Origin of the sequence: Mycolicibacterium gilvum (assembly GCF_900454025.1) — a bacterium.
Taxonomy (GTDB): Bacteria; Actinomycetota; Actinomycetes; order Mycobacteriales; family Mycobacteriaceae; genus Mycobacterium; species Mycobacterium gilvum.
Genome location: NZ_UGQM01000001.1, coordinates 2216583 through 2234386 on the forward strand (window position 1 = coordinate 2216583; position 17804 = coordinate 2234386).

Sequence of the window (17804 nt, forward strand, 5' to 3'; positions counted from 1 at the left end):
GCACTTCGCGCGCGCTCGCCGGGGGTGAAGGCGCGCCTCTCGCCGCCCGTCGAGAGCAGGGCGACCAGGCGTGCTCCGTGGCTGCCCTTCGGTCTCGCCTGACGACGAGACACGCGGGGCAAACGTGTCAGTGGGTGGCGACGAGCGCGCGCTGAATGCCACGGATCGCGGCGTGTCGGCGTGCGGACACTCAGTGTGATGGTGGACGTGCCGCTGTTGCGGTGGTTGGGTCTTTCCACCTGGTGTCTGGCTCTTGTAGACACTGCCTTTGTGGCATTCGCGCGTTGTGCCGGCATCAGGTGGGAAGGACCGACCGGCAAATGACCTGATAGGAGCGTGGCACCGCCCCCACTGAGATATGTCTTGCCGGCCGGCCCGACCTTCACCTCATCCCTTTTCGATGAAAGAAGGCACCGTCCATGGTGATCGTTGGTACCGATGTCCACAAGCGCACCCACACCTTCGTCGCTGTCGACGAAGTCGGACGAAAGCTCGGCGAAAAGGTCGTGCCCGCCACGACCGCCGGGCACCGCACGGCGGTGGCCTGGGCCCGCGAGCAGTTCGGAGACGAGTTGTTGTGGGGTATCGAGGACTGTCGCAACCTCTCGGCACGACTGGAAATCGACCTGCTCGGGATGGCCCAGTCCGCGGTGCGGGTCGCCCCGAAACTGATGTCCCAATCCCGGGCGTGTGCCCGCACTCGGGGCAAGTCTGATCCCATCGACGCGTTGGCCGTGGCGCACGCGGTGTTGCGTCATCCCGACCTGCCGGTGGCCGCCCACGACGAGGTCTCCCGGGAACTCAAGCTGTTAACTGATCGCCGGGAAGACCTTGTCGCCCAGCGCACTTCGACGATCAACCGGCTCCGCCAACGCGTCCACGAACTCGACCCCGCCGCCGAACCCAACCCCGGATCACTGCACCGACCTACACCGTGCGCCACCTTGGCCGCCTGGCTGAACACCCAGACTGGGATTCTCTCCGAGCTGGCCCGCGACGAACTCGCCGACATTGTGCGCCTCAGCGAGGCGATCAACGCTGTCGCTGCCCGCATCGGTGAGCGTGTGCGCGAGGTCGCCCCCACGCTGCTGGCGCTGCCCGGCTGCGGGGAACTGACCGCCGCCAAGATCCTCGGCGAGACCGCCACCGTCAGCCGGTTCCGTAGCGAAGCCGCCTTCGCCCGCCACACCGGCACCGCACCCATCCCAGTGTGGTCAGGTAACACCGCTGGCCGGGTGCGGTTGAGCCGCTCAGGCAACCGTCAACTCAACGCCGCTTTACACCGCATCGCGATCACCCAGATCCGGCTCACCGACAGCGCCGGCCAGCGCTACTACCGCAAACGCCTCGCTGAGGGCAAAGCCACCAAAGAAGCCCTCCGATGCCTCAAACGCCAACTCGCCCGCATCGTCTACCGCCACCTACACACTGACGAAAACACCCGCAAGACAAAGCCCCACAACAACGCACAAACCGCTGCTTGACATAGGAGCAATGCGCGCTCGCGGGGCGAGGTTCGCCGGGCAACCGCACCCATTCGCCAGCGGGGACCGCCGAGTTTGGCAGGATTGGGGCGACTGCGCGTGATGGCAACTGCGTCGATGGCATACCTCGTGCGCGGACCGGAAGGAGCCCGATGGCGGACCCAGTGACCGACCAGACCCCCGAGAGCAGGCGCGCCTACACCAGGGTCCTGCTCAAGCTGGGTGGAGAGATGTTCGGCGGCGGACAGGTCGGACTCGATCCCGATGTGGTCGCGCTGGTGGCGCGCCAGATCGCCGAGGTCGTCCGCAGCGGCGCGCAGGTGGCCGTGGTGATCGGCGGCGGGAACTTCTTCCGCGGCGCCCAGTTGCAGCAGCGGGGGATGGAACGCACCCGGTCGGACTACATGGGCATGCTCGGCACGGTGATGAACAGCCTTGCGCTGCAGGATTTCCTGCAGAAGGAAGGGATCGACACCAGGGTGCAGACCGCCATCACGATGGGGCAGGTCGCCGAACCCTACATTCCGCTGCGGGCCGTCCGTCATCTGGAGAAGGGCCGCGTCGTCATCTTCGGCGCGGGCATGGGCCTTCCGTACTTCTCGACCGACACGACTGCCGCGCAGCGCGCCCTGGAGATCGGCGCCGAGGTGGTCCTGATGGCCAAGGCCGTCGACGGCATCTACACCGACGACCCGCGGCTGAACCCGGCCGCCGAGATGCTCACCGCGATCAGCCACCGCGAGGTCATCGACCGCGGCCTCAAGGTCGCCGATGCGACGGCCTTCAGCTTGTGCATGGACAACGGAATGCCGATTCTGGTGTTCAACCTGCTCACCGACGGGAATATCGCCCGTGCGGTCGCAGGTGAGAGGATCGGAACGCTGGTCACCACGTGACCGGCGGGCGACAGCGACGGGAGACTGGACTGTGATCGACGAAACCCTCTTCGATGCCGAGGAGAAGATGGAGAAGGCCGTGTCGGTGGCACGGGACGACCTGGCGTCGATTCGTACCGGCCGCGCGAACCCCGGCATGTTCAACCGGATCCACATCGACTACTACGGTGCCTCGACCCCGATCACCCAGCTCTCGAGCATCAACGTGCCGGAGGCGCGCATGGTCGTGATCAAGCCCTACGAGGCCGGCCAGCTGCGCCCCATCGAGGACGCGATCCGCAACTCGGACCTCGGCGTCAACCCGACCAACGACGGCAACATCATCCGGGTGTCCATTCCGCAGCTCACCGAGGAACGGCGCCGGGACCTGGTCAAGCAGGCCAAGTCCAAGGGGGAGGACGCCAAGGTCTCCATCCGCAACATCCGCCGCAAGGCGATGGAGGAGCTCGCGCGGATCAAGAAGGACGGCGACGCCGGCGAGGACGACGTCACCCGCGCCGAGAAGGATCTGGACAAGAGCACCCACCAGTACACCAGCCAGGTCGACGATCTGGTCAAGCACAAGGAAGGCGAGCTGCTGGAGGTCTGATCATGACCGACCAGCACTCGACTCCCGTGGGACCTCAGCCGGTCGACGAGCCGCCGAAGAAATCGTCACGCGCAGGACGCAACCTGCCCGCCGCGATCGCCGTGGGCGTCCTGCTCGGCGGCGGCCTGATCGCGATTCTGATCTTCGCGCCGTACCTGTGGCTCGCGCTGCTCTCAGCCGCGGTGGCGATGGCCACCTACGAGGTCAGCAGTCGCCTCGGCGAGGCCGGCTACCGAATCCCGTTCGTGCCGCTGCTGGTCGGTGGCCAGGCCACCCTGTGGCTGACGTGGCCGTTCGGGCCCTCCGGTGCGCTGGGCGGCTTCGCGGCCACCGTGGTGGTCTGCATGATCTGGCGCCTCGTCGGCCACGGCCTCAACCACGCCCCGCAGAACTACACGCGCGACATCGGTGCGACGGTGTTCCTGGCGACCTGGGTGCCGCTGTTCGCCAGTTTCGGCGCGCTGCTGATCTACCCCGACGACGGCGCCAACCGGGTGTTCTGCCTGATGCTCGGCGTCGTGTTCTCCGACATCGGCGGCTACGTCGCGGGCGTGCTGTTCGGCAGGCACACGATGGCCCCGGCGATCAGCCCCAAGAAGTCCTGGGAGGGACTGGCCGGTTCGCTGCTCTTCGGCGTCACCGCGTCGGTGCTCGCCGTGGTGTTCCTGCTCGACAAGCCGTGGTGGGCCGGCGTGGCGCTGGGCCTGATGCTGGTTATCACGGGCACGCTGGGTGACCTGGTGGAATCGCAGTTCAAACGCGACCTCGGCATCAAGGACATGAGCAACCTGCTGCCGGGCCACGGCGGCATGATGGACCGTATCGACGCGGCGCTGCCGTCGGCGGTCGCGACCTGGATCGTCCTGACGCTGTTGGCCTAGTACTACAGCCGTAGATCGTTGCTCGTCGGCGTGTTTGCCTTGCTGGATTGGGTGACCGCGGCATCGTTCGGAGTTTGTGAGAACTAACGATGATGCCGCGGTCGCCGCGGCTTACAGGGTAGACGTTGATCGGTGGCGAAGTGGCTTTGATGAGGTGCTGGATCGGGTCGCGTCACGGTTCGCTCGGTGCGAGCCGCTGCGCAACGCCGGCGCGTTGATGCTCGGGTTGGTCTGTGACATTGACCGTAAGAACTGTTGGACGCTGGCCGAGCGTTGCGGCCACAGCAGCCCGGACCGGATGCAGCATCTGCTGGCGCGGGCGAAGTGGGACGCCGAGGGAGTGCGTGATGATCTTCGCGCCTACGTGGTCGACCACCTCGGCGATGACGAGGCGATCCTGATCGTCGATGAGACTGGAGACGTGAAGAAGGGCACTCATACCGTCGGGACTCAGCGCCAGTACACCGGTACCGCGGGCAGGATCGAAAACGCCCAAGTCGCTGTGTATTTGGCCTATGCGGGGCCCAACAGTCACGCACTGGTGGACCGCGAGCTATACCTGCCGAAGTCGTGGATCGACGACTCGGAACGCCGTCAGTGCGCCGGGGTGCCCACCGATGTCGAGTTCGCCACCAAACCTGCGCTGGCCGAGCGGATGATCACTCGTGCTGTGGCCGCCGGAGTCCCTGCGCGATGGGCCACCGGCGACGAGGTCTACGGCGCCGACCCCGACCTGCGCGCCGCGATCGCCGCCCAGGGGCTGGGCTATGTGCTGGCCGTCGGGTCCAATCGCACCGTCACCACCAGTACGGGCAGCCAGCGAGTAGACGAGCTTGCCCGGTCTCTGCCGCGGCGGGCCTGGCGGCGCGTCAGCGCCGGAACCGGCGCCAAGGGCCAACGCTGGTACTCCTGGACGTTGGTCGAAATCACCGACGCCGAGCCCGGCCACCATCACCTGCTGGTGCGCCGCAACGACAAGACCGCTGAATTGGCCTATTACCGCTGCTACAGCCCCAATCCGGTCACCCTGGCCGACTACGTACGGGTCGCCGGGCGGCGCTGGAAGGTCGAGGAATCGTTTCAAGCCGGCAAGGGCCTGGCCGGGCTCGACGAGCACCAGGTACGGACCTGGACCTCTTGGCACCGCTGGGTCACCCTATCCATGCTTGCCCATGCCTTCCTCGTCGTCACGACCGCCGCTCAACGGCGCAGCGACGAACCCGACGACCAGACCGGCCAGACACTGATCACGTTGACAGTCAATGAATTCCGCAGACTCTTCATCGCCCTGGTATTGCAGCCGCTACACGCGGTTGCCGACGTCCTCGCCTGGTCCACCTGGCGGCGACGACATCAAACGAGAGCCCGCACCTACCATTACCGCAAACAACATCAACAACAATGAACGCTATCTACGGCTGTAGTACTAGCCGCCCGGCCTCGGGGGATACTGGAGCGCAGTCATGCCTGATCCTCTTCCTCTGGTCTTCGATGCCCCGCGTCGCGCGCTGCCGCCGCGGCATTTCGCCGACCTCGCCGACACCGAGCGCGCCGCAGCCGTCGCCGATCTCGGACTGCCCGCATTCCGCGGAAAACAGCTGGCCAACCAGTACTTCGGTCGGTTGATCTCCGATCCGTCGCAGATGACCGACCTTCCCGCCGGTGTGCGGGACCAGGTGGCGGCCGCGCTGTTCCCGGCGCTGCTGGAAACCGCCCGCGAGATCGAATGCGACCGCGGCGAGACGCGCAAGGTGCTGTGGCGTGCGGTCGACAAGACGACGTTCGAGTCGGTGCTGATGCGCTATCCCGACCGCAACACCGTGTGCATCTCGTCACAGGCCGGGTGCGGGATGGCCTGCCCGTTCTGCGCGACCGGCCAGGGCGGTCTGAAGCGGAACCTGTCCACCGCCGAGATCCTGGAGCAGGTCCGCTTCGCGAGCGCCGAGCTGCGTGATCGCGACGGGGGCCGGCTGTCGAACATCGTCTTCATGGGCATGGGGGAGCCGCTCGCCAACTACAACCGCGTGGTCGCGGCGGTCCGAAGGATCACCGCATCATCTCCTCATGGCTTCGGTATCTCCGCGCGGTCGGTGACGGTGTCGACCGTCGGACTGGCACCGGCGATCCGCAAGCTGGCCGACGAGAAACTCAACGTCACGCTGGCCGTGTCGCTGCACACGCCCGACGACGAACTGCGCGACACACTGGTGCCGGTGAACAACCGCTGGAAGGTCGACGAAGTCCTCGACGCAGCGCGCTATTACGCCGACCTGACCGGCCGCCGGGTCTCGATCGAATACGCGTTGATCCGCGATGTGAACGACCAGCCGTGGCGCGCCGATCTTCTCGGCAGGAAGCTGCACGCCAAACTCGGACCGCTGGTGCACGTCAACCTGATCCCGCTCAACCCGACGCCGGGCAGCGAGTGGGACGCGAGTCCCAAACCGGTCGAGCGCGAGTTCGTCCGCCGGGTCCGCGCCAAAGGTGTGTCCTGCACGGTACGTGACACCCGCGGCCGCGAAATCGCCGCCGCCTGTGGCCAATTGGCCGCGCAGGGCTGAGCCTCTAGGACGGTCCGCCCGGACGGTTCACGAACCACACGTTGTCCTCGCGCAGATGACGGCTGCGCCAGCCGTCCGAGGTCCGCACGAGCTCATGGTGGTAGTACCCGCCGCAGGAACTCTGCTCGGCCATGCCGGGTAACTGCATCGGGTTGTAGAACATCGCGCGGACACTCGCGGTGTCGGAACCGCGTTCGAGCACCTCGATATTGGTGATGTAGTGCATCGTCCATGGAATCGCCTCGAACGCCGCGCTGAACAGGTCGGCGATCTCGTCCCGCGATCCCGGCGGGATGCCGGCCGACGAGTAGTCGATGTGCGCGTCCTCGGTGAACACTGAGCGATACAGGTCCCAGTCCTTGGTGTCGACGGCCCGGGCGTAGCGGTACAGCAGCGCGTGGATCTCCAGTTCGTCGGCGAACCCCGGCTCGCTCATCATCTGTCGTTCGCTCGCAAGCTCCCTCACTGGTCGGGCATGCCGATCGTCTTGGCGTCCAGGTACTCCTTGTAACCCTCTTCGCCGTTTCGGTAGCCCAGGCCGCTCTGCTTGGTGCCGCCGAACGGGGATCCGATACCGAAGTGGCTCTTGCCGTTGATGGTCACGTTGCCGGTCCGCATCCGCGTCGCGACGGCGAACGCGCGCTCCAGATCGCCGCCGCTGACTTCACCGGAGAGGCCGTAGATGCTGTTGTTGGCGATCGCGACGGCGTCCTCGTCGGTGTCGTACGGCGTGACCGTCAGGACGGGCCCGAAGATCTCCTCCTGCGCCACCTGCGAATCGGGGTCGACGTCGGCGAGCAGCGTGGGCTGGGTGTAGTAGCCGACGGGCAGGTTCTCCGGGATCCCGCCGCCGGTGACCAGTCGGGCGCCCGAATCGATACCGGATTTGATCAGGCCGAGCACCTTCTGGCGCTGGGTGTCGCTGATCTGGGGTCCCTGCATGATGCCCGGTGTCCACGGGTCGCCGACGGGGAAGTTCTCCATCATGTTCTTGAGGATCTCGATGCCCTCGTCATACCGGCTGCGCGGCAACAGGATCCGACTCGGCAGGATGCAGCTCTGTCCCGACATCACACACGCCATCATCGCGGCCATCGACAGGGCGCTGTTGAAGTCGGCGTCGTCGAGCACGATGTGCGCGGACTTGCCGCCGAGTTCGAGCAGCGTCTTCTTCACCGTCGAGGCTCCGGCGGCCAGGATCGCCCGGCCGGTGGCCGTCGAGCCGGTGAACGTGATCATGTCCACCCGCGGGTCCGACGACAACGCGGCGCCCACCTCGTTGGCGTTGGAGACGACCACGTTGAACACCCCGGCGGGGATGTCGGTCTCCTCGGCGACGATGCGGCCGTACTCGCTACCCGACCACGGGGTCAGCTGGGCCGGCTTGAGCACGACGGTATTGCCGGCCATCAGCGCGGGCACCGTCTCGGCGATGTTGAGGTAGAACGGCACGTTCCACGGGGTGATCGCGCCTACGACGCCGACGGCCTCGTAGTGGATCTTGCGCCGCGCCGGACCCAGCGGGGTGTCGTGGACGCCGTTGTCCACCAGATAGTCGAAGTTCCTGCCGTGCTCGGCCCAGTGTCTGACTTCCTCGATCGGGCTCTCGATCTGGCTTCCCGTGACGCTGACCGGGCAGCCGACCTCGGTGATCAGGATCCGACGCAGCCGCTCCTTGTTGCGCTCCAGCGCCTCGTGCAGCTGGGTCAGGCAGTGGTACCGGAAGTCCAGATCGCGCGACCAGTCGGTGGTGTCGAAAGCCCGACGTGCCGCACCGACCGCACGGGACATGTCGTCGACCGTCCCGTCGGTCGCCACGCCGGCCACCTGCTCGCTGGCGGGATGGATCACATCGAATGTGGCTCCGCTGCCGGTGTTTTGCAATTCCCCGTCGATGAGCATGCGCTCGTCGCCCGCAAGTACCCCGGTCTCTGTCTCCGCTGTCGTCATGGATGACAGCTTTACAAGTTTTCAGCCGAGTGTCACGTGTTTTCGCTTAGCTGGTCTTAATTCCGACGGCATGGCGCAACTGTGCCAGGAACTGGTCGTCGTCGTCGGCGCGCACGATGTAGTGACAGACGGCGACGCGGACCGCGGTGGCGGCCTTGACGGCGCCGTTCGCGCCGGGCAGCAGCTTCTCCAGCTGGGCGCGCATCAGCGGGATGATGTGCGCGAGGCGGGAGATGACGACCTCGGGTTCGATGTCGACGAGACGTACGCCCGAATAGGACTGTTGATATTCGACGATGAAGCGCATCGCGGCGTCGACGCGCTCGGTGCCGCGCAGGCCCGCGGTGGCCTTGAGGATGCCGGTCTCGAACATCTCGCGCTCGTGGACGCCGAACGCCTCGAGCAGCGCCTGCTTGTCGGCGAACCAGCGGTACAGGGTGGGGCGGGAGACCCCGGCCTGCAGGGCAACCTCCGAGAGGCTCAACTTGGTCTGGCCGCTGCGGCCGAGCACTTCGGCGGTCGCGGCGAGGATCCGCTGCCGCGTCGACACGTCGTCGGGCGTCTGGGCGTCGTCTGCAGGTTGGTTCACGTACCGGCCTTACTTACGGGTTCGAGGTAGATCGTAAAGCGCCACGCAGCCTCGGGCGGGCGGCGCGCGGGGCGTCCTTGATCACACAGGCGATCACAGGTTCTTCTCCAGCAGGGCGACCGTCTCAAGGTCGTCCAACGCCTCCAGCGCACGTTCGAGTCCCTTCATCGCGATGTCCTCGACCTGCATGCCTCCCATGCCGACGGTGATCAGCGTCGCGACGTACGGATACAGGGCGGCCTGTCGGTAGCGGTCCCACAGGTCGTCGCGGTCGAGCTCGGGTCCGCCGCCGGCCGCCAGCGCACGCCGGTACACCTCCAGCAGTTCGCGTTGGGATTCCCGGCGCCTCTCGGCGGTCATCGATGTGGTCAGCGTGTAGGCGAGTTCACGGCTGGGATGGCCGCGGCGGACGGCCTGCCAGTCCAGCAGCCCGGCCTGCCCGGCGCGAAAATACAGATTGCCCGGGTGGGCGTCACCGTGCATGACGGTGTGCGGTCCGCGGTCGATCAACGCCGCGGCTGCCCGGTAGTTCTCGTCGATGAAGCGGCCGCGTGCGACCGGTAACGCGGAGCGCTCGGCGAGTCTGCGCGCGGAGGTGCGCAGCAGCGGCGCGGTGAGCAGCGAGGCGCTGTCCTCCGAGGCGGAGTACAGCCAGCCCAACGGTCCGGCGCCCCGGCGCCCGGGCAGCCTGCCCCAGAACGTCGCGTGCAGCCGGGCCAGGAGCTCGACGACGAGCGCGGCGCGGTCGGCGTCGATGGGGTGGAGGGTGTCGGGGAACTCGCACGGACCGGCCGACGCATCGGCGAGATCCTCCAGGATCAGCACGAAGCGCCCGGTGCGGGGGTCGAAGCGCGACCCGTGGCAGCGGGGCACGCCGGTCAGTTCGGCCGACAGATGGCTGTAGAACCGCGTCTCGGTGTCGGCGAGGTTGCCGAGTTCACCCATCAGCCGGGTGGCGACGGTCTCGGCCGCCATCTTGACGAACACGGTCGCCGGTACGCCGTCGCCGGTCAGGGCCAGTCGGGCTCGCGACGAGGTGCCGGCATCGCCGTCGAGTACGGCCACCGAGGTGACCGATCGGCCCATCAGCGACGACATCGCGGCGGGGTCGAGGTCGCCGATGGTGCGGGGCAGGGGGAGCAGACGTCCGATGAGCGTGTCGGTGCCGATTCGGCGTACGCCGCGACCAAGATGCGAGGCGAGCCCCACGGCGGACGCGATCCGCTCGGACAGGACGGACACACGAGCCTCCTAGGCTTGAAAACGCGGCAACAGGTTTACAAGATAGCGGGAATTTGTAAGATCCGACCCGCTTCTCGGCAGGAGAGGACGAAGTATGGCGGGTCCGCTGGAGGGCGTCAGGGTCGTCGAGCTCGGGGTGTGGGTGGCGGGCCCCGCGGCCGGCGGCATCCTCGCGGACTGGGGCGCCGACGTCGTCAAGATCGAGCCGCCCACCGGCGATCCGGCCCGCACGTTCGGGCGGATGCTCGGCATCCCCCCTCAGGACCGACATCACGTCAGCCCGCCGTTCCAGATGGACAACCGCGGGAAGCGCAGCGTCGTGCTCGACCTGGCGTCACCGGACGGGCGACGCAGCGCGCGCGAGCTGATCGACGGGGCCGATGTCTTCGTGACCAACATCCGCGTGGGCGGCCTCCGGCGCATCGGGCTGGATTTCGAGGCGCTGGCCGCGGCGAACCCGCGGCTGGTCTACGGGTTGATCACCGGCTACGGCACCGAGGGGCCCGACGCGGACCGGCCGGCCTACGACGTCGCGGCGTTCTGGGCGCGGGCGGGCCTGGCCCATCTGCTCACCCGTCCCGGCGATGTGCCTCCGTTCCAGCGCGGCGGGATGGGCGACCACATGGCGGGGATGACGCTGGCCGGCGCGATCTGTGCCGCGCTGGTCGCGCGGGCGCGCACCGGAACCGGGCAGTTGGTGTCGACGTCGCTGTACCGGCAGGGCGCCTACACCGTGAGCTTCGACCTGACCACGTTCCTGATCACCGGCAATCCCATCGCGATCGGGCAGCGTGAGGTGATGGGCAACCCGTGCATGAACAACTACAGCGCCGCCGACGGCAAGCGCTTCTGGCTCGTCGGTCTGCAGGGGGATCGGCACTGGCCCGCGCTGTGCGCGGCTGTGCAGCGGCCGGATTGGCCGACCGACGAACGCTTCGCCACGGGCCGGGCGCGGGCGGCCAACGCCGCCGAGCTGATCGCCGAACTCGACGCCATCTTCGCCCGCAGAACGCTGGCGGAGTGGACGGAGGTGTTCGCCGCGCACCCCGATCTGTTCTGGTCGCCGATCAACTCGATGGAGGACGTGATCGGCGACGAGCAGTTCCACGCCGCGGGCGGGATCGTCTACGTTCCCGACGACGAGGCCGGGTCCGTCCCGATGGTGGCCACACCGGCGGACTTTCACGGCACACCGGCGCAGATACGCTGCAGCGCACCGGAACTCGGGGCGCACACCGAGGAGGTGCTCACCGAGCTCGCTCAGCGCACGAATCGCTCGACGTAGGGAGCGAAGCGCCTGCGCAACTCGTCCCTGTCGAGACCGAGATCCTCGGCCCGGTAGTCGACCGTGCCCAGCCGGCCCCTCGTGTGCCCGGCGAGGTATTCGGTGACCGCGGCGCGGGATTCGTCGCTCGGGGTGTATCCGGCGGTGTCCCAGACCCGTTGCACCATCGCCAGATCGTCGGCCATGAACTCGTCGAAGCGCACGTCGATGGTGCGCTCGGCCGGCAGCTTGTCGTGATCGCGCAGGCACGCCGAGAGCATCTTGTCGATGCGGTCGATCCAGTAGCCGGCGACTGTCGGCACGTCGACCTCGTCGACGCTCATCCGCATGGTGTAGGTCATCATCGTGGCCATCGACACCGAGACGTCGACGGGATCGCGGTGGGTGACGATGAACGTCGCGTCCGGGAACACGTTCATGATGGGCACGAACTGTTCCAGATGCTGGGGGCTCTTGAGCACCCAGCGGCGCGTGCTGCCGTCCTGGTGGGAGAGCACCTGCAGCATCATCCGGAGGAACTGGTAGCCCGGCGTCTGGTCGTGGTCGCGCAGGTAGTCCGACCACCGCGGCAGGTGGGTCAGCGTGGTGAAGAACCCGCTGGAGAAGTCCTGCACCATCAACCCGATGTCCTCGTGGATGTGGTCGACGGTCATCTCGTGCATCAGCTGGAAATACGGCATCAAGGTGTTGGAGATGTTCAGCGCGTCCCCGGTGCGCTGTCGGCGCGGCTCGATCGTGCCCTCCTCGCCGGGCGGGGGCAGCGGCTCCTGGGCCTCCCAGTAGGGGAGGGAGCGCAACGCCGGGTCGGCGGCGAGCATGCTGTGCAGGTGGGTGGTCCCGGTCCGGGGCAGGCCCGCGATGATCATCGGCGCCGCGATGTCGATGTCGAAGACCTCGGGATGGCGTTTGAGATGGTCGACGACCTGCAGCCGGCCTTTGAGGAACGTCAGCATCAACGAGAACGCATACGTCCGACCGAAGGACGTCAGCCCGGGGAGCTCCTCGAAAGCCTGCAGCAGCACCGACATTCGTTCCCGGTAGCCCTGGTCGCCGAAATCGGTCAGGCCCGTCTGTGCGGACGCCTGCTCGTGCAGGGCCTCGGCGGTCAGCGGGCAGTACGGCGCCATCGCGGCCATCCCGTCGATGATCACCTGCGCCTGCGGCGTGAACGTCGGGCGGGCGAGATCGGTGATGTGCACGGCCACGGCGGGGACGCTACTCGACCATTACAGAACTTACAAGCAGTGTTGCTTTGTAAATTTGTCGATATCATGCTGCCATGTCCTCCACCGAGAGCGCGGCCGCATGGCGCGAATTACTGTCTGCCTTCGCCGAATTCGACAACCAGTTCCTCGACGGGCCGAAAGCGGTGCGGGGTCAGACGGCGGTCGCCGAGGGGTACCAGAACCTCGCGACGATGCTCGCCCTGTCCCTGGACATGCACTTCTTCGCCGATCCGGTGGCGCCGCGTTTCCTCGACACGCTGACTCCCTTCCGGCCCGACCGTCGTTGGGGCGGAGACAACACCGACTGCTACTACGGGTATGCGGTCGTCGACCCGCGCCGCACCTACCGCGTCAGCGGTACACCGAACGACAGCGTCATGTACTCGATCACCGTGTACAACGAACCCGAGCCCGGAGCGTGGCCCAACCGCACCGTCGGCCTGCTCTACGACACCGACATGCCGATCGGGGAGGACGGCCGCTTCTCGTGCGTCCTCGGCCCGCGGCGTCCCGACGGCTACGGCGGTCCCTTCATCGAACTCGCCCCCGATGCCCGCGGCATCATCACCCGTGACTATCACGAGCATCCCGAGTCCGGGGTCCGCGTCGAGTGGGACATCGAGGTCGTCGACCACGCCGGCCTTGAGGTCGTGCCGGCGAAATCCGATGCCGACGTGGCGAGATCGTTGCGCGCGACGCTGCGGTTCGCCCAGGACATGTATGCGCTGATCCCACTGATCCTGGCCGAACGCAAGCCTGTGGAGCTGGCCGACGGACAGTCGCTGAGTCTGAACACCCTCGCTCCGCCGTACCGTGCCGGCGCTGCGACGCACGGCTTCTCGATGCAGGACGCGTGTTACAGCCTCGGTGGGTTCTCGCTGGAACCCGGTGAGGCGCTGGTGATCACCTCGACACACCCGAGGTGCCGGTTCTGGAACCTGACGCTGTGGAATCAGTACATGGCCGCGCTCGACGTCGAATACGGCAGGGCCGGAATCAATTCCGGATCGGCGGTGCCGAACTCCGACGGTTCGGTCACCATTGTGGTGAGTACCGAGCAGCTCGCTCATCCCAACGCGCTGTCGACCAAGGGGCACCCGGAGGGGTTGATGTCGTTCCGCTGGTTCCTCAGTGACGACCTCCCTGAGCGTCCGGTCGCCGAGGTGGTGCCGGTCGCACAGGCACCGGTGTCGGTCAGCTGACGGGGCCGGCGCCCGCTGCCATCGCAGGACCGATCCACAACCGCAGGTACTCGCGCAGCGCGACCGGATCACGCGGCGGGTCCGGCGGTGCGATCACCATGGACTGGATCATCCGCAGCAGGAACTCCACCAGATCGTCCATCCGGCTTCCGCCGAAACCCGCTGATGCCCAGTCGATTCGGGTGTTCTCGAGCATCTCGCGCGAGCGCCGCACCGCGGCCGGCATCACCATCTGACGGCTCATCACCCGTGTCCGGTCGGTTTCCAGCATCGTCGCCAGCAGCGGTTCGTGGGGCAACTTCTCGATCAGATACGCGACGGCTTCGACGAGGAAGTCGGTGGCGTCCTCGAGCCTGACCGCCATCCGGCCGATCCGCGCCGTCCAGTGGTCGAGTGCGATTTCGGCCGCCGCGGCCAGCAGCTCGTCGGTGGAGCCGAAGTGGCGATAGATGGTGGGTCGGGTGATCCCGAGATCGGCGGCCACCTCGGTCAGCGTGGTCAGGCGCGGCCCCCGGCGCTCGATGCTGGCCAGTGCGGCGCGCAGGATGCGGTCACGCGCTTCGGCGTCATCGGTGGGCGGGACCCCGCCCCATCCCTTGCGCCCCATGGGGGCACTTTACCGACCCGGATGTCTGACCCGGGCCGCGTGACGCAACTGGGCGAGGAAGTCCGCGGAATCGTCGCTGCGGACCAGGTACTGCGAGATCGCGACACGGACGGCTGTCGCGGCGGACAATGCCGCGTCGGGTCCCGTGCACAGACGTTCCAGCCGCTCGCGCATCAGCGGAAGCACCCGCGACATCCGCCGGATCACCTGATCGGGTTCGACGTCGACCATGCGCATCCCGGGATAGGACAGCTGGTATTCGACGATGACCCGCAGCGCGGCATCGAGTCGTTCGTGGGCCGGCAGCTCCGCGGTGGCCTTCGCGATCGCGCGTTCGTAGTACTGACGTTCCCACACGACGAAAACGTCGAGTAGTTCCCGCTTGTCGGCGAAATAGCGGTACAGCGTGGGGCGGGAGACGCCGGCCTGCGCGGCGACCTCGGACAGCGACAGCCTGGTGGTTCCGTTGCGGCCCAGCACCTCCGCCGTGGCAGCCAGGATGCGCTGGCGGGTCGGATTGTCCGGATCCGCGGAGCCCGGCGCCGGCGATGGCATGGTCATAGCTTTACAAACAATCGGCTAAGTGTCACGCTTATGGCAGAATGTCGCGAAACCCGTTCAGAGAGAGGCTGACTCGCATGAAGGTGGAAGTCGATCTCGCGAAGTGCACCGGACACGGGATCTGCGAGACGATCGCCGAGGACGTCTTCGAGGTGCAGGATGACGGCACTGTCGTCATCCTCGACGCGGTGCGTCCGGAGAGCGACCGCGAGCGGTTGCAGCAGGCGGTCACGCAGTGCCCCGCGGCGGCGCTGCGTCTGCATGAAGGCTAGCGCGGCCGCACCAGAACCGACTGCTGGATCGCCCCGACCGCACCGGTCTGGTCGAACAGTGTGCCGAGGGTCGTGCCGATTCCATCAGGCCCGTAGCTGGTTTCGGCCCTGATGCCGATCCATTCGCCGTCGGGCAGCCGGTGGATGTGCACCGCCAGATCGGTATTGAGGAACGTCCACCTGCGGATGTCGAGCCTGGTGCCGATGCCGTTGGCGTCATCGGCGACGGCGAACAGCCGCTGCAGCGGTGTCATCGCCTCGCCGCCGACCAGATCGACTTCGGGCCTGATCCATGACTCCCCGGGGCCGTCGGCCATCGGCGCGGTCAGCCACCGCCAGTCCAGGCTGTGTACGTAATTGCGGTCCCAGTCCTTCTTCATGTCGCGGCTGCGGGCCTGCGAGAGCGGGCGCAGCGGTGCTGCCGGCGCGTGCAGCACAGCGACGGTGTCGAGGGTCTGCAACCTCCATCCACTCGCCCTGGCGACGGGCCGCGGCTCGCCGTCGGGACCGGGTGCGAGCAACTCCGTCACGACCAACTCGATCTGCCTGCCCGGACGTTCGATCCGGGCGCGCACCCAGAGGTCGCCTTCCGCGGGCACCGGACCCAGCAGGTCGACGAGCACCCGGCTCAACCTGGTGTCGTCACGCCGTTCGCAGTGCTCCAGCGCGCGGACCAAGAGGGCCGACACCGGTGCCGCGTGCTGGATCGAGGCAGACCACGTGCTGCGCACGAGGTCGGTGGCCGCGAACCTCTCCCCGCGCGCGTCGTCGGCGTCGACCAACTCGTAATAGGAATCTGACATGTCGCCCTCTCAGTGCCTCTTAATGCACGTGCACTTCGCCGACGAAGCCCGCTGCCGGGACGTCGACGGTGACGGCGTCGAGACGCGACAATGTCGTGCCGCGAAGCCGTTCCGGATAGGCGTCGGTGGTGGTCACCAGAAACAGCGTCCTGCCCTCCGGACCGCCGAGCGTGCACGCGATCGCGGTGCGTCCGCCCATGTCGATCCGGTCGGTGACCCGGGCCTGGCCGCCGGTCTCGACGACCCGCTCGAACTGGTGGGCCAGTGTCATGCCCACCCACACCCCGCCCTCGTCGTCGAGGCAGATGCCGTCGGGAGGGCCGTCCAGGCCGTCGGCGAAAATCCTTCTGTCAGAGAGGGTGCCGTCATCGGCGACGGAGTAGGCCGTCAATCGTCGCCCGGTGGACTCCGCGACGATCAGTGTCGCGCCGTCGGCGGTGAGCGCCATGCCGTTGGGGAACTGGAGATTCTCGGCGACCACCGTCGCGCGTCCGGTGTCGGGATCGACCCGCACGATGACCCCGCCGTCGCGGGCCTGTGATCCGACGTACGCGCAGCCGTGCCGGTCGACGGTCATGTCGCCGAGATTCGCCGGGACCAGCGCCGACAGGTCGGCGACGGTGACGACGGTTTCACCGTCATAGCCCAGCACCTGCCGCAGTTCGGTGGACACGATCAGCAGCGTGCCGTCGGGGCGGAAACCGAGACCGGACGGCGCATGACCGGGCAACGCGAGAGTGCTCGTCGCGCCGTCGAGGGTCACGGTGTGCACCGCTTCGCCGAGCATGTCGGAGAACCACACCAGACCCTCGAACCAGCGTGGTCCCTCGCCGAAGCAGAAACCGTCGGCCAGTGGGGTGAGCGTCATTTCGTGACTTTACAAAACACCGGACAAGTGTCACGCTCGCTGGGTGCAGCTGTCAACCAGGAGCATGTCGTGAACATGAAGAAATATCACAGCCACACCCTGCTCTATCTGCACGAGACCATGGATCTCGGGACGGCCCGCGGGGATCGGTTCATCGCCGAGTTCAGTGCCGTGTACCACCCGATGATGAGCGAGCTCGGCGCCCGGCTGTTCGCGATCTGGGAGACCACCCCCTACAACGGCCACTGGCCGCAGGTCACGATCATCTGGGAGATCGACGCTTTCGCCGACTACGCGCGGATCGGGCGGGCTCAGGCGCGCGGCGGAAGCCATGAGGCCGCCGCCGCGGCGTGGTCGACCTATCTGCACGACACCGGAGTTCGCGGCGAGGGCAGGATCATGTACGCCGGACGCAGCAACAGGACGCTGGCGCAGTTGCAGGAGGCCGACTTCAAGGCCGGCCTGGTGATCCAGGAGGTCATGCAGACCAAGCCGGGCCGCCAGGACGATTACATCCGGGAACTCGAACGGCTCTACGTGCCGTGGTCGGAATCGACCGGCAAGCGCTGGCTCGGCTCGTTCATCACGACGTTCCGCTTCAACGAGGTGATCCACTACTGGGCCCTCGAGGGGGACTGGGCGTGCTTCGAGAACCACTATCCGTCATGGAAAGACAGTCCGCCGGCAGAGATCGTCACCTGGATGAGCGTCGCACCGGCGCTGCGTGACGGCTGGGAGGACTCGATTCTGGCGGCCCTTCCACCGTCCCCGCTGCAGTGAGATACGAC

Annotated in this window: 19 protein-coding genes; 10 read left to right on the forward strand and 9 right to left on the reverse strand. The window is 67.1% G+C overall.

The features are described 5' to 3' along the window. Positions 1–419: 419 nt before the first annotated feature. From DYE23_RS10430 to rlmN, 6 genes are all read left to right on the forward strand, one after another. A complete protein-coding gene (locus DYE23_RS10430; protein WP_011891451.1) occupies positions 420–1484 on the forward strand; it encodes an IS110 family RNA-guided transposase in 1065 nt (354 codons plus the stop codon). A 152-nt stretch (positions 1485–1636) separates the two neighbouring features. Then, entirely contained in the window at positions 1637–2380 is a 744-nt protein-coding gene (gene pyrH / locus DYE23_RS10435) for a UMP kinase (protein ID WP_011894973.1), read from the forward strand. A 31-nt stretch (positions 2381–2411) separates the two neighbouring features. After that, the gene (frr, locus tag DYE23_RS10440) at positions 2412–2969 is read left to right on the forward strand and encodes a ribosome recycling factor (RefSeq protein ID WP_099961259.1); all 558 of its coding nucleotides are present in this window, start codon (positions 2412–2414) and stop codon (positions 2967–2969) included. 2 nt (positions 2970–2971) lie between these two features. Next, positions 2972–3850 (forward strand): phosphatidate cytidylyltransferase, encoded by an 879-nt coding sequence (locus DYE23_RS10445; RefSeq protein WP_011894971.1) that lies wholly within the window; start codon positions 2972–2974, stop codon positions 3848–3850. Between the two features lie 76 nt (positions 3851–3926). Further along, entirely contained in the window at positions 3927–5255 is a 1329-nt protein-coding gene (locus DYE23_RS10450) for an IS701 family transposase (protein WP_435404778.1), read from the forward strand. A 58-nt stretch (positions 5256–5313) separates the two neighbouring features. Next, the gene (gene rlmN / locus DYE23_RS10455) at positions 5314–6411 is read left to right on the forward strand and encodes a dual-specificity RNA methyltransferase RlmN (protein WP_013472107.1); all 1098 of its coding nucleotides are present in this window, start codon (positions 5314–5316) and stop codon (positions 6409–6411) included. Positions 6412–6415: 4 nt separating this feature from the next. Here the strand turns inward: rlmN and DYE23_RS10460 are convergent, their stop codons facing one another. The 4 genes from DYE23_RS10460 to DYE23_RS10475 form a co-directional block, all read right to left on the reverse strand. After that, the gene (locus tag DYE23_RS10460; RefSeq protein WP_115328928.1) at positions 6416–6847 is read right to left on the reverse strand and encodes a nuclear transport factor 2 family protein; all 432 of its coding nucleotides are present in this window, start codon (positions 6845–6847) and stop codon (positions 6416–6418) included. A gap of 26 nt (positions 6848–6873) precedes the next feature. Next, positions 6874–8361, reverse strand: coding sequence for an aldehyde dehydrogenase family protein (locus tag DYE23_RS10465; protein ID WP_115327173.1), 1488 nt, complete (start codon positions 8359–8361; stop codon positions 6874–6876). A 46-nt stretch (positions 8362–8407) separates the two neighbouring features. Beyond that, on the reverse strand, positions 8408–8950 hold the full coding sequence (locus tag DYE23_RS10470) for a TetR/AcrR family transcriptional regulator (RefSeq protein WP_115327174.1): 543 nt from the start codon (positions 8948–8950) through the stop codon (positions 8408–8410). Positions 8951–9043: 93 nt separating this feature from the next. Next, on the reverse strand, positions 9044–10192 hold the full coding sequence (locus tag DYE23_RS10475) for a phosphotransferase (protein ID WP_115327175.1): 1149 nt from the start codon (positions 10190–10192) through the stop codon (positions 9044–9046). 94 nt (positions 10193–10286) lie between these two features. On the opposite strand from DYE23_RS10475, the gene DYE23_RS10480 reads away from it, so the two are divergent. After that, positions 10287–11477: a CaiB/BaiF CoA transferase family protein gene (locus DYE23_RS10480; RefSeq protein WP_115327176.1), complete on the forward strand. Its 1191-nt coding sequence runs from the start codon at positions 10287–10289 to the stop codon at positions 11475–11477. On the opposite strand, the gene DYE23_RS10485 is transcribed toward DYE23_RS10480, so the two are convergent. Next, on the reverse strand, positions 11453–12682 hold the full coding sequence (locus DYE23_RS10485) for a sulfotransferase family protein (protein WP_115327177.1): 1230 nt from the start codon (positions 12680–12682) through the stop codon (positions 11453–11455). The genes DYE23_RS10480 and DYE23_RS10485 overlap by 25 nt on opposite strands. Positions 12683–12756: 74 nt before the next feature. Here DYE23_RS10485 and DYE23_RS10490 point away from each other — a divergent pair, with 74 nt between their 5' ends. After that, entirely contained in the window at positions 12757–13905 is a 1149-nt protein-coding gene (locus DYE23_RS10490; RefSeq protein WP_115327178.1) for a DUF1214 domain-containing protein, read from the forward strand. On the opposite strand, the gene DYE23_RS10495 is transcribed toward DYE23_RS10490, so the two are convergent. Together DYE23_RS10495 and DYE23_RS10500 are read right to left on the reverse strand one after the other, a co-directional pair. Beyond that, entirely contained in the window at positions 13898–14512 is a 615-nt protein-coding gene (locus DYE23_RS10495; RefSeq protein WP_011894962.1) for a TetR/AcrR family transcriptional regulator, read from the reverse strand. The two genes, DYE23_RS10490 and DYE23_RS10495, sit on opposite strands and share 8 nt — an antisense overlap. Before the next feature lie 9 nt (positions 14513–14521). After that, on the reverse strand, positions 14522–15073 hold the full coding sequence (locus tag DYE23_RS10500) for a TetR/AcrR family transcriptional regulator (protein ID WP_011894961.1): 552 nt from the start codon (positions 15071–15073) through the stop codon (positions 14522–14524). Positions 15074–15150: 77 nt separating this feature from the next. On the opposite strand from DYE23_RS10500, the gene DYE23_RS10505 reads away from it, so the two are divergent. Continuing rightward, entirely contained in the window at positions 15151–15345 is a 195-nt protein-coding gene (locus tag DYE23_RS10505; RefSeq protein WP_115327179.1) for a ferredoxin, read from the forward strand. Here the strand turns inward: DYE23_RS10505 and DYE23_RS10510 are convergent. Continuing rightward, positions 15342–16148, reverse strand: coding sequence for a thioesterase family protein (locus tag DYE23_RS10510; protein WP_099961263.1), 807 nt, complete (start codon positions 16146–16148; stop codon positions 15342–15344). The genes DYE23_RS10505 and DYE23_RS10510 overlap by 4 nt on opposite strands. A gap of 19 nt (positions 16149–16167) precedes the next feature. Beyond that, positions 16168–17016, reverse strand: coding sequence for an SMP-30/gluconolactonase/LRE family protein (locus tag DYE23_RS10515; RefSeq protein ID WP_011894958.1), 849 nt, complete (start codon positions 17014–17016; stop codon positions 16168–16170). A gap of 75 nt (positions 17017–17091) precedes the next feature. Here DYE23_RS10515 and DYE23_RS10520 point away from each other — a divergent pair, with 75 nt between their 5' ends. Next, positions 17092–17796, forward strand: a complete 705-nt coding sequence (locus tag DYE23_RS10520; protein ID WP_041788665.1) for a hypothetical protein — start codon at positions 17092–17094, stop codon at positions 17794–17796. Positions 17797–17804 lie beyond the last annotated feature (8 nt).

Excerpts from the sequence above, each read along its gene's own strand:
- rlmN (WP_013472107.1), top strand. The coding sequence starts at position 5,314 with ATGCCTGATCCTCTTCCTCTGGTCTTCGATGCCCCGCGTCGCGCGCTG.
- DYE23_RS10460 (WP_115328928.1), bottom strand. The coding sequence starts at position 6,847 with ATGAGCGAGCCGGGGTTCGCCGACGAACTGGAGATCCACGCGCTGCTG.
- DYE23_RS10520 (WP_041788665.1), top strand. The coding sequence starts at position 17,092 with ATGAAGAAATATCACAGCCACACCCTGCTCTATCTGCACGAGACCATG.
- DYE23_RS10495 (WP_011894962.1), bottom strand. The coding sequence starts at position 14,512 with ATGGGGCGCAAGGGATGGGGCGGGGTCCCGCCCACCGATGACGCCGAA.
- DYE23_RS10515 (WP_011894958.1), bottom strand. The coding sequence starts at position 17,016 with ATGACGCTCACCCCACTGGCCGACGGTTTCTGCTTCGGCGAGGGACCA.
- DYE23_RS10510 (WP_099961263.1), bottom strand. The coding sequence starts at position 16,148 with ATGTCAGATTCCTATTACGAGTTGGTCGACGCCGACGACGCGCGCGGG.
- DYE23_RS10505 (WP_115327179.1), top strand. The coding sequence starts at position 15,151 with ATGAAGGTGGAAGTCGATCTCGCGAAGTGCACCGGACACGGGATCTGC.
- DYE23_RS10445 (WP_011894971.1), top strand. The coding sequence starts at position 2,972 with ATGACCGACCAGCACTCGACTCCCGTGGGACCTCAGCCGGTCGACGAG.
- DYE23_RS10465 (WP_115327173.1), bottom strand. The coding sequence starts at position 8,361 with ATGACGACAGCGGAGACAGAGACCGGGGTACTTGCGGGCGACGAGCGC.
- pyrH (WP_011894973.1), top strand. The coding sequence starts at position 1,637 with ATGGCGGACCCAGTGACCGACCAGACCCCCGAGAGCAGGCGCGCCTAC.
- DYE23_RS10430 (WP_011891451.1), top strand. The coding sequence starts at position 420 with ATGGTGATCGTTGGTACCGATGTCCACAAGCGCACCCACACCTTCGTC.
- DYE23_RS10500 (WP_011894961.1), bottom strand. The coding sequence starts at position 15,073 with ATGACCATGCCATCGCCGGCGCCGGGCTCCGCGGATCCGGACAATCCG.
- DYE23_RS10480 (WP_115327176.1), top strand. The coding sequence starts at position 10,287 with ATGGCGGGTCCGCTGGAGGGCGTCAGGGTCGTCGAGCTCGGGGTGTGG.
- DYE23_RS10490 (WP_115327178.1), top strand. The coding sequence starts at position 12,757 with ATGTCCTCCACCGAGAGCGCGGCCGCATGGCGCGAATTACTGTCTGCC.